5 protein-coding genes, 1 tRNA gene, 3 rRNA genes and 1 pseudogene are annotated in these 15,652 nt (G+C 41.4%); 6 read left to right on the top strand and 4 right to left on the bottom strand.

The genetic code is table 11. The features are described from left to right. Positions 1 to 1,011 precede the first annotated feature (1,011 nt). The 4 genes from MSBRM_RS12430 to rrf all read left to right on the top strand — a co-directional run bounded on the left by MSBRM_RS12430 (position 1,012) and on the right by rrf (position 5,863). Positions 1,012 to 2,489, top strand: a 16S ribosomal RNA gene (locus MSBRM_RS12430). Positions 2,490 to 2,574: 85 nt separating this feature from the next. Next, a tRNA-Ala gene (locus MSBRM_RS12425) sits at positions 2,575 to 2,647 on the top strand. A gap of 116 nt (positions 2,648 to 2,763) precedes the next feature. Further along, positions 2,764 to 5,670: ribosomal RNA gene (locus tag MSBRM_RS12420) — 23S ribosomal RNA — on the top strand. A 71-nt stretch (positions 5,671 to 5,741) separates the two neighbouring features. Further along, a 5S ribosomal RNA gene (gene rrf / locus MSBRM_RS12415) occupies positions 5,742 to 5,863 on the top strand. Together the 16S, 23S and 5S rRNA genes with 1 tRNA gene alongside form the textbook arrangement of a ribosomal RNA operon. A gap of 241 nt (positions 5,864 to 6,104) precedes the next feature. On the opposite strand, the pseudogene MSBRM_RS19645 reads toward rrf, so the two are convergent. The 3 genes and pseudogenes from MSBRM_RS19645 to MSBRM_RS21930 all read right to left on the bottom strand — a co-directional run. Then, positions 6,105 to 6,353, bottom strand: a pseudogene (locus MSBRM_RS19645) (adenosylcobinamide amidohydrolase); the annotation flags it as partial. 52 nt (positions 6,354 to 6,405) lie between these two features. Continuing rightward, complete coding sequence (locus MSBRM_RS12410; protein ID WP_052712884.1) at positions 6,406 to 6,660, bottom strand: STAS-like domain-containing protein; 255 nt, start codon at positions 6,658 to 6,660, stop codon at positions 6,406 to 6,408. 171 nt (positions 6,661 to 6,831) lie between these two features. Continuing rightward, positions 6,832 to 7,011 (bottom strand): adenosylcobinamide amidohydrolase, encoded by a 180-nt coding sequence (locus tag MSBRM_RS21930; RefSeq protein ID WP_275042331.1) that lies wholly within the window; start codon positions 7,009 to 7,011, stop codon positions 6,832 to 6,834. Between the two features lie 940 nt (positions 7,012 to 7,951). On the opposite strand from MSBRM_RS21930, the gene MSBRM_RS12400 reads away from it, so the two are divergent. Continuing rightward, positions 7,952 to 8,743 (top strand): class I SAM-dependent methyltransferase, encoded by a 792-nt coding sequence (locus tag MSBRM_RS12400; RefSeq protein ID WP_048122647.1) that lies wholly within the window; start codon positions 7,952 to 7,954, stop codon positions 8,741 to 8,743. A gap of 382 nt (positions 8,744 to 9,125) precedes the next feature. Here the strand turns inward: MSBRM_RS12400 and MSBRM_RS12395 are convergent, their stop codons facing one another. Then, a complete protein-coding gene (locus MSBRM_RS12395) occupies positions 9,126 to 11,138 on the bottom strand; it encodes a PKD domain-containing protein (RefSeq protein WP_230629057.1) in 2,013 nt (670 codons plus the stop codon). A gap of 1,068 nt (positions 11,139 to 12,206) precedes the next feature. Here MSBRM_RS12395 and MSBRM_RS12390 point away from each other — a divergent pair. After that, positions 12,207 to 14,609, top strand: coding sequence for a PocR ligand-binding domain-containing protein (locus MSBRM_RS12390; protein WP_048116353.1), 2,403 nt, complete (start codon positions 12,207 to 12,209; stop codon positions 14,607 to 14,609). The last annotated feature ends 1,043 nt before the right edge of the window (positions 14,610 to 15,652 follow it).

The following is a 15,652-nucleotide window of genomic DNA, read 5'->3' as shown; positions in this document are numbered from 1 at the left end:
TTCAGCAGGTTCAGTTAATTGCCAGAAAACATTTTATAATGAAAATTATTCGCTAAATTTAAAAATAAAATCCTATACTCTAATAATAAATATATTTTCATTGGTCATCGGTTAAGGAATTTTCTTGCCTGAAAGCTATTGATTTTGCATTAGAAGCCGGCCTTAAATTTTGGTCCATTTACATGAAATCGATACCGTATTCCAGCTTATAACTTATTGACCTATTTGGTAAATGTGAGGAAATTGGTGCAATTTATCACGATTCTTCACTTAACCAAAGACGTATGAATATATTTTATCTTGTTTCTTTCTTAACTTAATCTCTTTTGGAAAAGGTATATTTATCAGCCTTTTAGTTTAGGTTGTCTAAAAAGATTTTCCCGAAAGATTTATATGTTAGTAATGCCCTTAGAAGATCCTCTGATCTGAGAGGATCAGTAATTATTATATCTATAGATTTTGCAAAAATTTATTTTTGAGATAAAATCTATGGTAAAAAATAAATCAAACAAAAGCTTTATATACAAGAATTTCCTTGTATGTATCCCTCACAATAAGTAAAATTGTGAGCATTCGACTCTCTTATGATCCCTTTCCATGTAAATGGCAGTGTCTCTATAGATTCAAGCAAACTTCTCTTTTTGTTTTGGATCTAATGGTGAAAAATCGCCTGATGGAAAAGCTTTATATATGAGAAATACCTTGTATACATCCCTCTCACAATGTGATTGTGTCGAGGTAAATAACACAAAGCTTTATATACAAGAAATACCTTGTATATGTCCCTGCGCAAACTGATTGCGTAGGTAAAAAATCACAAATCTCTTTCATCTTTTAATGGAGTCAGGAGTTTTTTCCTGTCTGACGAGGATTTTGTCGGTTCGGTTAATTCTGGGCGGTGAGAGTTTTTCATAACATATCATCGCGAAACGAAAATAACTGAATTGATAGTTGTTAGTGCAAGTTTCTGCGACCAAGACCTTTAATTTTAAAGTGTGCGATACATTAACAATTCTGGTTGATCCTGCCAGAGGTTACTGCTATCGGTGTTCGCCTAAGCCATGCGAGTCATATGTTCTTCGTGAACATGGCGTACTGCTCAGTAACACGTGGATAACCTGCCCTTGGGTCCGGCATAACCCCGGGAAACTGGGGATAATTCCGGATAACGCATATATGCTGGAATGCTTTATGTGTAAAATGGATTCGTCCGCCCAAGGATGGGTCTGCGGCCTATCAGGTAGTAGTGGGTGTAATGTACCTACTAGCCTACAACGGGTACGGGTTGTGAGAGCAAGAGCCCGGAGATGGATTCTGAGACATGAATCCAGGCCCTACGGGGCGCAGCAGGCGCGAAAACTTTACAATGCGGGAAACCGTGATAAGGGGACACCGAGTGCTAGCATCATATGCTGGCTGTCCAGGTGTGTAAACTACACCTGTTAGCAAGGGCCGGGCAAGACCGGTGCCAGCCGCCGCGGTAACACCGGCGGCCCGAGTGGTGATCGTGATTATTGGGTCTAAAGGGTCCGTAGCCGGTTTGGTCAGTCCTCCGGGAAATCTAATAGCTCAACTATTAGGCTTTCGGGGGATACTGCCAGACTTGGAACCGGGAGAGGTAAGAGGTACTACAGGGGTAGGAGTGAAATCTTGTAATCCCTGTGGGACCACCTGTGGCGAAGGCGTCTTACCAGAACGGGTTCGACGGTGAGGGACGAAAGCTGGGGGCACGAACCGGATTAGATACCCGGGTAGTCCCAGCCGTAAACGATGCTCGCTAGGTGTCAGGCATGGCGCGACCGTGTCTGGTGCCGCAGGGAAGCCGTGAAGCGAGCCACCTGGGAAGTACGGCCGCAAGGCTGAAACTTAAAGGAATTGGCGGGGGAGCACAACAACGGGTGGAGCCTGCGGTTTAATTGGACTCAACGCCGGACAACTCACCGGGGACGACAGCAATATGTAGGTCAGGCTGAAGACCTTACCTGAATCGCTGAGAGGAGGTGCATGGCCGTCGCCAGTTCGTACTGTGAAGCATCCTGTTAAGTCAGGCAACGAGCGAGACCCGTGCCCACTGTTACCAGCATATCCTCCGGGATGATGGGTACTCTGTGGGGACCGCCGGTGTTAAATCGGAGGAAGGTGCGGGCCACGGTAGGTCAGTATGCCCCGAATTTCCCGGGCTACACGCGGGCTACAATGAATGGGACAATGGGTCCCTCCCCTGAAAAGGGCTGGTAATCTCACAAACCCATCCTTAGTTCGGATCGAGGGCTGTAACTCGCCCTCGTGAAGCTGGAATCCGTAGTAATCGCGTTTCAATATAGCGCGGTGAATACGTCCCTGCTCCTTGCACACACCGCCCGTCAAACCACCCGAGTGAGGTATGGGTGAGGGCACGAACATCGTGTCGTGTTCGAACCTGTGCTTTGCAAGGGGGGTTAAGTCGTAACAAGGTAGCCGTAGGGGAATCTGCGGCTGGATCACCTCCTAAGCAAAAAAACTCACCACCCAGATGCCGATAAACCGAACAAAATCCTCACCCCGGAGATCCGCTGTGGATCTCTAGTCTCTCTAGGGCTTGTAGATCAGATGGAAGATCGCTGCCTTTGCAAGGCAGAGGCCCTGGGTTCGAATCCCAGCAAGTCCATTTTTATGCACCCGGAAAGTAACTTTTCGGGGAAGGACGGATTGCCTGTGTTGACACGCAGGTACATGAAGTCATGTATAAGTGCTGTATACTGGACGCTTTCTGGACCTGGTTAGGATACACAGGAATTATGCTATCAGGTGGATGGCTCGGCTCAAGAGCTGATGAAGGACGTGCCAAGCTGCGATAAGCCCGGGGTAGGTGCAAGGAGCCTATGAACCCGGGATTTCCGAATGGGACCTCTCCATAGTGATCAGTAATGATCGGGAACGCTCCGAATTGAAACATCTCAGTAGGAGCAGGAAAAGAAATCAATCGAGATACCGTTAGTAACGGCGAGTGAAAACGGTACAGTTCAAACCGAATCCCTTCACAGGGAAATGTGGTGTTGTAGGGCTGTTCAAACGTCTGGCGGCTAAACAGAACTTGCCTGAAACGGCAGACCATAGAGTGTGACAGTCACGTATGTGTAAACCAAAAGATCGGAACATGTCCCTGAGTACCGTGCGTTGGATATCGTGCGGGAATCTGGGGGGCACCAACCTCCAAAACTAAATACTACTTGAGACCGATAGCGAAATAGTAGGGTGACCGAACGCTGAAAAGTACCCCGAGAAGGGAGGTGCAAAGTGCCTGAAACCTGATAGTGATGGAACGATACGGCATTAAAGGAACTCTGGCATGAAGGAAACATTCGCGAGAATGTTGTACGAATGTCACTGCCAGTGTCGTATCTTACGTTTTGAAGAACGGGCCAGGGAGTTTATCTCAGTGGCAATGGCTAACCTTTATATGGGCAGCCGAAGCGAAAGCAACATGTGCGCAGCTCTCCGAGCGAGGCACGACGTATACAAGTGCGTGGAGTCACTGGGGTAAGACCCGAAGCCGGGTGATCTAGGCGTGGGCAGGTTGAAGCGTGGCGAAAGCTACGTGGAGGACCGCAAGCGGTATTGATCTGCAAATCATTCGTGTGACCTGCGTCTCGTAGTGAAATGCTAATCTAACCCGGCATCCGCTGGTTCCTTCCAAAACATGTCGCAGCATGACCTGACTGGAGATCGTCGGTGGAGTAGAGCACTGATTAGCGGTTCCGGGGGGGAAACCCCTCGCCTGCCTGTCAAACTCCAAACCCACCGTCATTGTAGAAAGTCGGAGTCCGGACTGCTGGGGTAAGCTTGTAGTCCGTAAGGGAGACAACCCAGCCCGTGGTTAAGGTCCCCAAGTGTCGACTAAGTGTTAATACTAAAGGGCGTCCCAAGCCCCAGACAGCTGGAAGGTTAGCTTAGAAGCAGCTACCCTTTAAAGAGTGCGTAACAGCTCACCAGTCGAGGTTTGGGGCCCCGAAAATTGACGGGGCTCAAGTCGACCACCGATACCACGGAGTACCGCAAGGTAATCTCGTAGGAAGGCGTTGCGTTCGGACCGAAGCAGGGCTGTAAAGTCCTGTGGACCGTTCGCAAACGAAAATCCTGGTAATAGTAGCAGCAAAGCAGGGTGAGAATCCCTGCCGCCGAAGGGGCCAGGTTTCCTCGGCAATGATCGTCAGCCGAGGGTTAGTCGGTCCTAAGACGTACCGTAACTCGAGTACGCCAAAAGGGAAACAGGTTAATATTCCTGTACCATTTAGCATTCCGTCTGACGTCTCAGGGCAGGCCGAGCGGCGTCGTCGCGCCGTCTAAGCAGCGAACCCCGTGGAGAGCCGTAATGGCGAGAATCGGGCGAATCTGTAATGGCTAAAGTCGGCTGCACCCCGGGACCCGTGAAAAGGCCGCTAAATGTCCGTACCCAGATCTGACACTGGTGCCCCTAGCTGAAAAGGCTAAGGCGTGTCGGAGTACTTCAGTTAAGGGAATTCGGCAAATTAGCTCCGTAACTTCGGGATAAGGAGTGCCTGCTGTGAAGACAGCAGGTCGCAGTGACCAGGGGGCTCTAACTGTCTAATACCAACATAGGAGATTGCAAACCCGTAAGGGCTAGTACAATCTCTGAATCCTGCTCAGTGCAGGTACCTGAAACCCCGTTTCAACGGGAAGAAGGGCCTGTAAACAGCGGGGGTAACTATGACCCTCTTAAGGTAGCGTAGTACCTTGTCGCTTAATTGGCGACTTGCATGAATGGATCAATGAGAGCCCTACTGTCCCTAACTGGAATCCGGTGAAGCTTACATTCTAGTGCACAGTCTAGAGACCTCTAGGGGGAAGTGAAGACCCCGTGGAGCTTTACTGCAGCCTGTCGCTGGGTTGTGGTTCTGGATGTACAGAGTAGGTAGGAGGCATCGAAGCGTATGCGCCAGCATACGTGGAGCCGCAATTGGGACACTACCCTTCTGGGACTACGACCCTAACTCTGAGAAGAGGACCCCGATAGGTGGGCAGTTTGCCTGGGGCGGGACGCCCTTGAAAAGATATCAAGGGCGCGCAATGGTTGACTCAAGCGGGTCGGAAACTCGCTGAAGAGTGCAAGAGCATAAGTCAGCCTGACGTTATTCAGCATAGCAGTGGATGACGAGACGAAAGTCGGTTCTAGCGAACTTTTGAGCCTCCTTGGTGGGGGCCAAAAATGACAGAAAAGTTACCCCGGGGATAATTGAGTCGTTGCCGGCAAGAGTACATATCGACCCGGCAGCTTGCTACCTCGATGTCGGTTCTTTCCATCCTGGCCGTGCAGCAGCGGCCAAGGGTGAGGTTGTTCGCCTATTAAAGGAGATCGTGAGCTGGGTTTAGACCGTCGTGAGACAGGTCGGTTACTATCTACTAGAGGTGCACGAGGTCTGCGGGTAAGCTGCTTTTAGTACGAGAGGAACCAAGCAGCGGCGCCACTGGTGTACCGGTTGTCTGACAAGGCATAGCCGGGCAGCTACGCGCCAAGGAATAAGAGCTGAATGCATCTAAGCTCGAACTCTGACCTAAAAAGAGACCTCATTAAGGATTCCGGTAGAAGACCGGTTTGATAGAAACGGGATGTAAGCACCAAGGCAACGAGGTGTTCAGTCCGCGTTTACTAACTATCCGTTCCTTTCCTAATCCGGTCCAGGCGAAATTCAGTATGCAGCACTGTACATGACTTCTTTTCACAATCCCATTTATAGGTCGAGTTTGGCGGCCACAGCGGCAGTGTAACTCCTGTACCCATCCCGAACACAGTAGATAAGCCTGCCCGCGTTCCTTACTGTACTGAAGTGTGCGAGCCTTCGGGAACTCTGGATCGCTGCCATACTCACCTTATAAAACTTTACTTTCCATAATCTATTTTTGAACCACTTTTCATAATGATTTTATCTCGTTTTTCTAATACTGACTTTATGTAATGGTTGCATGTTGCCCTGAATATTTTTTAAATTGTTTTATCTACTTTCTTTATAGCTAATTTAAAAAAGTAATTGGGAAGAGGTTTTTTGCTTTATCTCTACGTATTTCTTTCAGATTCATTCTCCCCGTAGCTCAAGCCTTGCTTTTACTCATTTTATCACGGCTTCAGTAATCTTTTTCCCAAAATACGTGCTTGAACCTGCGTAAGGAATTTTCTGTCTTTCCTTATTTTCCGGGCCAGGTTTTGAGTCCATTTCATAAGCAACAATTATAGCATCCGTGTTCGTACCCAGGAAAGTGTAACCTTTCTCAAGCAGTGCGAGCCCTTTTGCTTCTGTGGCTGTGATTATCGCTCCGAGAAGAGCTTTCTCAGATAGTCTTGCTTTTGAGACTAGAATTCATTGGTCATCGGTTAAGGAATTTTCTTGCCTGAAAGCTATCGATTTTGCATTAGAAACCGGCCTTAAATTTTGGCCTATTAACATGAAATCGATGCCCTGTTCCAGCTTCTAACTTATAGCCGTAAAGCTGTCCTATTGCCGAATTCAAAAAGGCAGGTGTAAGCTCACTCACTTCTGCAAAAGATAGCTCGATTTTCTTATTTTCACAGAGTGCAGCCGTAATAATATCATAAACTTTCTGACCACAGGCAGCAACGCAGCAGTTTTCCCCGGCAGTTTCAAAAACATTTACTCTTTCTTCCATAAGTATCCCCATATGCTTATACTCACAATGATTTAAAAAGATCAGGGTATGACCCATGTTTCACTCTTGAGACACAGATTGTGCATCCATAAATATTAAGTTATAGTCGGTAAATATTAAGGTAAACTATTCAATAAATGTTGGGAAATTGACGCAATTTATCATGATTCCTCACTTAACCGAAGACGCATGGACTAGAATTATATTTATGGTTCCGACTTTTGCCCTGAATTCTGAGCCGTTGCTCAAGCCAGCGGTTATGAAAGCTGTCAGGCAGTCATTTTCTATTACCTGAATATATTCCATTTTTACAGCCGTAAGGAGAACGAAGTGAGTTTCTTCAAGGCCCAGTTTCAGTGTTTCTTCTTTTAAGAACTCACGAGGGTCAGGGAATTAAACGTTCTTGGCACCTGTTTGTTGAATAGGTACTTTACTCGTGCACGGTCGCCGTTTAAACCCGTGCTCACGGCTTCAAAATCTCTTTTGATTATAAAGGAACTGTTCTTCACATAGTACTGCATAAAATTGCTCCTCTTTCACGGAAAAGAGTACAATTGCATATTTTTATTTATTTCCTATATGTGATTTATGCTTTTTAGCCGAATATCCATATAGCTTGCTGCGGGGTACGCCAGCACAAATTTGATTGTAAAAGGGCGCAAAGCGGTAGTGGTCTAATTTGAAAGTTCTTGCGAACGCTCTTCTTTCCAAACATGGCAAATTACTTATTACTGTTTGCCTAATTACTATTATGGATAATAAGTACTATTCATACTGGTTAGCTCTTATTATTCTTTCTGGAATCTTTTATATCATTTTTGGAGCATTCTATGCCGTTTTTGGCTTTTGTGGGTTTCTAATTGTTGCAGGTGTCTTTTTTGTTATAAGTGTTCTGTATGGTATATATTCTGTTTCTCATAAATTTCGCAGTTGAGTAAACGTTTAACTGTTTTTGAATTAACGCAAATACTGGATATTTTAGTCTACACAATAGTCTACACGATAATGATCACTCTGTTTTTTCCGTCTTCTGGCAGTCCATGTCCAAATGGCACGAAGAAATAGAGGCAAGGTTCCGCTATTTTTGGAGTCTAGTTATATTCACGAAAGTTAAAACCTCAAGCATGCTTTGTTATAGTATTTTTCATATAGAATTTTCTAATGTTCACTACGAAACTACCTGATACCTCGAAACTACCTAATACCTCGAAACTACCTAATACCTCGAAACTACCTGACACCTGATGAAGCCGGAACTGTTAAATATCTAGATAAAATACAAATGGTTTTTATGTATTCCTGGGATCCAAAACTTTATTCTTCGAATTCCTCAGCTCAGAAAAACTGGGGGTTTGAACTTCTTGCAAAGCTGAATTTGAAAGGAAATGAAAGGTTTCTGGACGTTGGCTGCGGGGACGGAAAACTTAGTGCTGAAGTTGCAAAAAACCTACCTGAAGGCTCTGTTCTAGGAATCGATCTCTCTGAAGAGATGATTACTTTTGCCAGGAATCATTATTCTCAAGAGAAGTTTCCAAACCTTGCTTTTATGCAAGCAAATGCAAGTGAACTTACTTTTGACTCTGAGTTCGATATTGTCTTTTCCAATGCTGTTCTTCACTGGATAAAGGTTCCTGAAGCTGCTCTGAAGGGTTTTTTGAAAAGCCTCAAACCCGGTGGAGTATTCCTGGCCCAGCTTGGTGGGAAAGGAAACGCTGCAGAGATTCTCAAAACTCTTGATTATATGCTTGAAAACGAAAAATGGAGTTCTTATTTCAGGGATTTTGTATTTCCATATGGCTTTTACGGACCTGAAGAATACGGTAAATGGCTCAAAGATGCAGGTTTTTTAATTAAGCGTTTGGAATTGATCTCAAAAGACATAGCTCTTCATGGAGAAAGTAGACTTTTCGCCTGGATTGCTTCAACCTGGCACCCTTATATACAGCGGATACCTCCAGAATTAAAAGAGGATTTTATAAACGAACTTGTAACTCTTCTTGTGAAAAATTATCCACCTGATGACAAAGGATATGTCCGTGTCCAGATGAAAAGGCTGGAAATTGAGGCTTATCGGAAGAAATGAAGCCTATTGGGAGAAATATTTGACTTTCACACAGCAGACAAAATATTTGTCATCGGCATTTTAGCTGAAAAGGGTCCACTTATCAAGGTCGATGGAAAGCTAATCACATATGGAAACAGGCTCGATTACCAGGAACCTGGCAAGGGGTTTCAAGGAAGTGACTGAAAACAATGGGACTCCACTCTACTCTTTAAAGCTTAAGTATAGAAGACTTAAAAGCTTAAGTATAAAGATGAGAGGATCTTTGTCTCGCATTCTGTCTTTTGTTTTTTATTCAACAAGTTTTAAGTTTTGGATAAGCTTTTAAGGATCAGCTCATAAATTATATATTTTCAGCAAAAATATTAAACCCTAAAAGGCATACTTTTTTAGAGTTAACCCTTTATGAAATTTTAATATATGTTGTCTTTGTCGCTGTATTGCTACCTGCAGAACTGGCTACTGTAAGTTTAACAGTATATTTCCCTTTTTTGGAATACTTATGAGTTGGATTCTGGGCTGTTGAATATGTCCCATCTCCAAAACTCCATTTCCATTTAGTTGGTTTTCCTGTACTTTTATCAGTAAATTTCACACTTAAAGGTACTTTTCCTGATTTTGGAGATGCATAAAATACAGCAACCGGTTTTGCTGTCACTATGATATACTTTGATTTCATTGCTGTGTTACTGCCTGCAGCATTTGTTACTGTAAGTTTAACAGTATATTTTCCTGCTTTAGAATACTTATGAGTTGGATTTTTGGCTGTTGACGATTTTCCGTCTCCGAAACTCCATTTCCATTTAGTTGGTTTTCCTGTACTTTTGTCAGTAAATTTCACGCTTAAAGGTACTGTTCCTGATTTTGGAGATGCATAAAATGTAGCAACAGGAACGCTGGGTTTTTGGGTTTTTGATATCTTATTTCCAGTAATTATGGCATTTTGAACATTTTTTACTATGATTCCATAAGAGAGATTCGGTGGATACACATTTATTAAGATGTTGTTTTGTATCTTCACAATGTTACTTTTGAACGAATTTCCATCTATATGTATTCCATTCAGTTTTATGTCTGTAAACCTATTATTAGAGATATTTAAGTTTACTCCGTTAATTCTAAACTTCTGATATACTCCTTTATGCGAAAGATTGCTGAAACTGTTCCCACTTATTATTATATTCCTGAAACTCTCCTGACCTGGAAAATAAATTCCATATATCCCATTGTTTTGAACATTATTTTTAATTATAAGCTTGTTATTGATTCCACTTTTTCCTCCCAGATACATAATACCTGACATACCATTAAATTTATTATTTTCGTAACTATGTATTCCATCATTAATGCTGCCGCGTCTGGATATACCTCCATATCCGCCAAAAATTTTGTTGTTAGAAAATGTCGAATATTGTGTGCCATCTGAAAAAGCGAAAAAGCCTGGTTGCGGGTATATTTTGTTTTTAGTTACGACATAGCTAATAGTAACAGGATGGGAATCAACAACACTAGAACCATCGATGTTTCCCCCTATTAGAGTGTTATCAGTGATAAAAACATCACGATTTAAAGATTTGCGTTCAGCTGTATTGCCTGTTATAGCATGCCTGCAGTTTTCTATGTGATTATGGTCAATATTGACAAAAGCCGAACCGCTAGCCACATTTACGCCATATCCACTTCCTGGAAGAAGTGAATTGTAAATCTCATTATTATTAATATTCACATTAAAACAGGAATACAGGCAAATAGCACTGAATCCAATATCTTTGAACCAAGAATTAGTAATAGAACTGTCCTTGCAATATTGCATAGCCAGTCCACGATGAGATGTCGTTGCACCTCTACCCTGTATCCTTATGTTCTTTATATTCATTTGAATAGGTCTGTATACTTCGACCTTTACATTCTCAGATAATTTGTAATCTCTATGGAGTGGTTGATTTAAAGTGACAACATTTCCATTCACATTTTTAACAGCGTAAATTTCCCCTGTCATTTGATCAGAATAATCATGAGGACACCACTTGACATTTTTCCATATTTTTATCAGGTCGTTCTTGCGAACCCTTGAAGCATCAGTTAAAACCACTTGAGATGAGCCCTTATTGGCATTAGTGTTCAATTTTTTGTTTGCGATCAATGATCCACGGAATAAAATCCCGTAAGTTTCTTTTTCCGGATTTTTCATGTGAAAAATTACTTTTCCTTCGCCTATTATTTTCAGATTTTTACCATTTTGATATATTATTTTTGTAATATAGTAGTTCCCTTCATGGATAGTAATTGTATCCCCACTTTTTGATTTATCCAGTGCCGCCTGAATGCAGGCTGCATCGTTTGCATAATTAGTTGTATGAAAAAGATCTGATTCAGCTGGTCCAGTCTGTTTGTCAATTACGATGTTTGTCGCCAAAGCTGCAGGGCTGCTTAAAATAATATAAAAAAAGAAAGGGCAAGCACTGTCACAAAAAATCTTAAACTCCTCACCAAAAATCACACACAAACCTGTTTAATTTAGAGACTATCCGAAGCGGTTGTGATCAATAACTTTCACAGTTGGCATATCAAAAAAGATGGACACTCAATTTTAGAGACCTGTTATAATTTTACAATACGCCGTTGTTGATTTTTCGGAAAGCTCTATCTAACTTTACTATCTATTTTAAAGAAGTATGCATTTTTCCATAACCCCACCATATTACTATTTTTTAACTGATATAACTTTTTCTATGCTGTTTATAAAGTAAAAAGTGCTCTCAGTTACTTGTATTTAAAAGAAGTATTCTACTGTAAAAAGCTAAAATATTTTATAAATATGAAAGTTTAATGAGGAAGGAGAAAACCTGGAATAATATTTGAAATCAAAGAACAGTAGCTTCAAGGACATTAGTGCGAAAGTCGCGATTCAAACTACTGGTACTGTTTGCTATCAACAAGTAAAGTTTATTAAAGAGTGTTTTATCTCAGGTAAAAGAACAGAAGTAAAAGAATACTGCTGAAACTACATAAACTGGAAAAACTGAGTATTGCAAGGACAGGAATAAGAAATCCCTACCTTACGCCGATAATTAATAAATCACGAAGTATATATGACAGTACTCCATTCTGACAAAAGTTCTTTATCTAAAGGCTTTTATTTAGTTATAGATCACTCTGCCTTTTTACTTCCAAACTTAATTGTTATTTTATCAATAATAAGTTCTTTGATAATGTCAACGGCATATTTTATGAATTTAATATATTATATTAAAGCCATAATATATCTCAGCAACGTAAAAGAAATAAGGTCAAATTAGATAATAAAGCGATGTGAACAGGCACTGTAATAGACACCTTTATGTTAACAAATAAAGTGAGTGCAAATGATGCTTCATTACATAATAAGTAAAATTGTATTAATATGAAAATTAATATACTGATTTATTCCATTATCATTAAAATTAGGCATTTTATTGCGTAAAAGAGGGAGATCAGGGGAATAATGACAGCTAAAATGGTGCAATCTGAGGCAATAAACCCGAATCCTGTGATCAGTGTGGCAAAGGATGGTACAGTTCTTTACTCTAATGATGCAGGAAAGCCTTTATTGCATGAGTGGGGCGTGGGAGTTAGAGAAAAATTGCCTCCACATATTAATATTTTTGTTCAAAAGGCAATTTCCCAGAAAGGTATTGAAAAAATAAAAATTAAAGTGGGGAAAAGAGTATACTTTATCGTTTTTCATCCCTTGCCTGAAGAAGAATGCGTAAACATTTATGGATTTGACATAAGTGAGAGTAAAAAGCTTGAGGGAAAACCTCAGGAAAGTGAAGATCTAGAGATGAAAAATCTGGAACTTGCCAGTATTATTGATGTCCAGGCTGTCCAGTCCCTGATGGAGGATTTCTATAAGCTTGTTAGCATTCCAATAGCCCTGTTTGATCTCAAAGGCAATATTCTGTCAAGTGTTGGATGGCAGGACATCTGCACGAAATTCCACAGGGTTCATCCCGAAGCCTGCAAACACTGCATGGAAAACTACATAAAGCTATCATCAGGTGTTCTCTCGAGAGAATTTAAGCTGAATAAATGCAAAAACAACATGTGGAATATAGTGACTCCCATTATTGTGGGAGACCGGCACGTTGGCTACGCCTTTTCAGGTCAGTTCTTATTTGAGGGTGAGCCTATAGACTATGAATTTTTCCGAGTCCAGGCCAGGAAATATAGCTTCAATGAACAGGAGTACATAGCAGCTCTTAAGAAAGTTCCGAGGTTGGACCCTGCAGCTGTGGACACATGCATGTCTTTTCTTACAACATTTGCCAATATGGTTTCGCAGCTAGGCTACAGCAATACCAGGCTGTCTCAATCGCTGGCTGAGCGTGATGCTGTGGTTGATGCATTGCAAGAGAGTGAGAAGCGGCTGCGTCTCCTGAGCAACAACCTGCCAAACAGCGCGGTATATCAGTATGTCCTTGAGCCCGATAACAGTACCAATTTCTTATATTTCAGCGCAGGTATCGAGCGGTTGTTCGGCATCAGCATATCCGATGTTCTTCGTGATCCAGAAATGCTGTACAGGCAAGTTCCGCAGACGTACTTAGAACGGCTCGTCGAAGCCGAGATACGAAGTGCCCGTGAATTGTCAGATTTTGATATGGAATTACCTCTTCAGCTTCCCGAAGAACAGGTTAAATGGATACGGTTGCACTCTCGTCCTCGCAGGCTGCCCGACGGCCGAACGATCTGGGACGGTGTACTGACTGACATTACCAAGCTAAAGCAGGCTGAGGAGGTGCTGTGCGAGAGCGAATCACGCCGTAAGGTTACCGAAGCTGTCGATACTGAACGGAAGCGGTTTTTTGATGTACTGGAGGCGTTGCCGGTAATGGTTGCTCTATTAACACCTGACCATTACATCGCCTTCGCAAACCGCTGTTTCCGTGAGCAGTTTGGCGAGTTAGGCGATCAACACTGTTTTGAGTATTGTTTTGGGTGTACCGAACCCTGTGAGTTCTGTAAAGCATATAAGGTACTTGAAACCGGCCAACCCTATCATTGGCAGGTTACCTTACCAGATGGTGGTATTTTTGATGCTTATGACCTTCCATTTACAGACGTTGACGGTTCTCCCCTGATCCTTGAGATGGATATTGACATCACCAAAAGAAAAGAAGCTGAAGAAGCTCTTGCAAATATTGAGACTGCTCGGAAAAAGGAAATCCATCATAGAATAAAGAATAACCTTCAGGTAATTTCCTCTCTGCTGGATCTTCAGGCTGAACAGTTTAAAAATAAAGAGAATATTAAGGATTCAGAAGTTCTGGAAGCCTTCAGAGAAAGTCAGGATAGAATAATATCTATGGCTTTGATACATGAGGAACTGTATAGAGGCGAAGGATTCGAGACGCTAAACTTTTCCCCTTACATTCAGGAACTTGCTGAGAATCTCTTATTAACATACAGGCTTGGTAACACCAATATCACCTTAAGCATGAATCTGGAAGAAAACGTGTTGTTTGATATGGATACTGCAGTCCCATTAGGAATAATTGTCAATGAACTTGTTTCTAATTCCCTCAAGCATGCATTTCCTGATAGAGATGATGGAGAAATCCAAATTAAACTTAATAGAGAGGAAAACGAAGAGTATATAAAAGACATAAACAAAGGCCAGAAGAGCACTAATTTCATTCTAACCGTTTCAGATGACGGTATAGGTATTCCTGAAAATCTTGAAATTGAAGAGCTTGATAGTCTGGGATTTCAGCTTATAACTTCTCTTGTAGACCAATTAGATGGGGATTTTGACTTGAAAAGGAACAATGGCACAGAATTCATTATGAGATTTACAGTAACAGAAAGAGGGAATCTGGCTCAAACTGGTCTAAAATCACAATAAAATAAATGAAAAATTAGTGCGAAGAAATGTGCGATTCCTACGAGACCAGGCTCTGAACCTGACACCTCTGACATGGCTTCTTGCTTTGGTAAGTATACACTAGACAGGGACCAATTCTGAAAAAAGAGCTCTATTATCATGTTTCGGAAAAGAATATTTGAAAGCACTTTTATGTCATGCGACAAGAAGTTATGCCAGAATTACTTTACTACTATCCTTTCCATTTGGGATAACCCTATCAGAATGTGCATTAGCAGTAATGCCGATGTGCAAAGCTTCTTATACAATGTAAGAAACTCTGAAAGTCCAGTTCAGATAACTTGCTATGGAGCTCTTCTCTTCTCCTTTTTTAGTAGAAGTGGCTATTAATATTAGTTTAATAAGCTAAATAGTTATGAAAAGTTTTGAGTTTTTACATAAACTTAAATAATGATAGCATTATGAGTACTATAAAAAGCATATATAATATTATTAACACTGTTCTCTTGTTCATAATTTAACTTCGCTTTGTGTAAATTATAAATTAATTACATTTTTTCTCACATCGGGAGCGCAGAGGGTCACGAACACCCTGTCCTCCATAAGCTATCTGACAATTATTTTCAGTAATAAAAGAATTCTTTTTTTAATTTAAAGGCTTTATTTGCTTTTTATATTACTTTTTATTACTAACAATGATTGTCAGACCGCCTGTTTAGGGTGGAGTGTCCGCACGCAATTTGATTTGTTCGCCAAATATTTTCTTTCAATTTTTAACAAATGATTTTGATGGAACTAGTTACGTATATTTATTTAGAAAATACTGCGAATTTGCTGTGGATTCAATACCAAATTTTTCCTGACTGTAATTGTAAATTTTTCTGAAGCTGTATTTTCTTCCCAGAGATCTCTTAAGATTTGTAATTTTACAGAAAAATCAATACACTACTGCCTTTACTTGTGTTTAATTCTTTAAATCTTATTATTAACCATCTAATTTCATTCAAAATGTATTTCCTTATGCTTTTTATATACAATAATAAAACAGTTTGATTTGCTATCCA

It is taken from the genome of Methanosarcina barkeri MS, assembly GCF_000970025.1.
Taxonomy (GTDB): domain Archaea; phylum Halobacteriota; class Methanosarcinia; order Methanosarcinales; family Methanosarcinaceae; genus Methanosarcina; species Methanosarcina barkeri.
The sequence above is the reverse complement of the archived record's forward strand: the minus strand, read 5'-3'. Positions and strand labels throughout refer to the sequence as shown.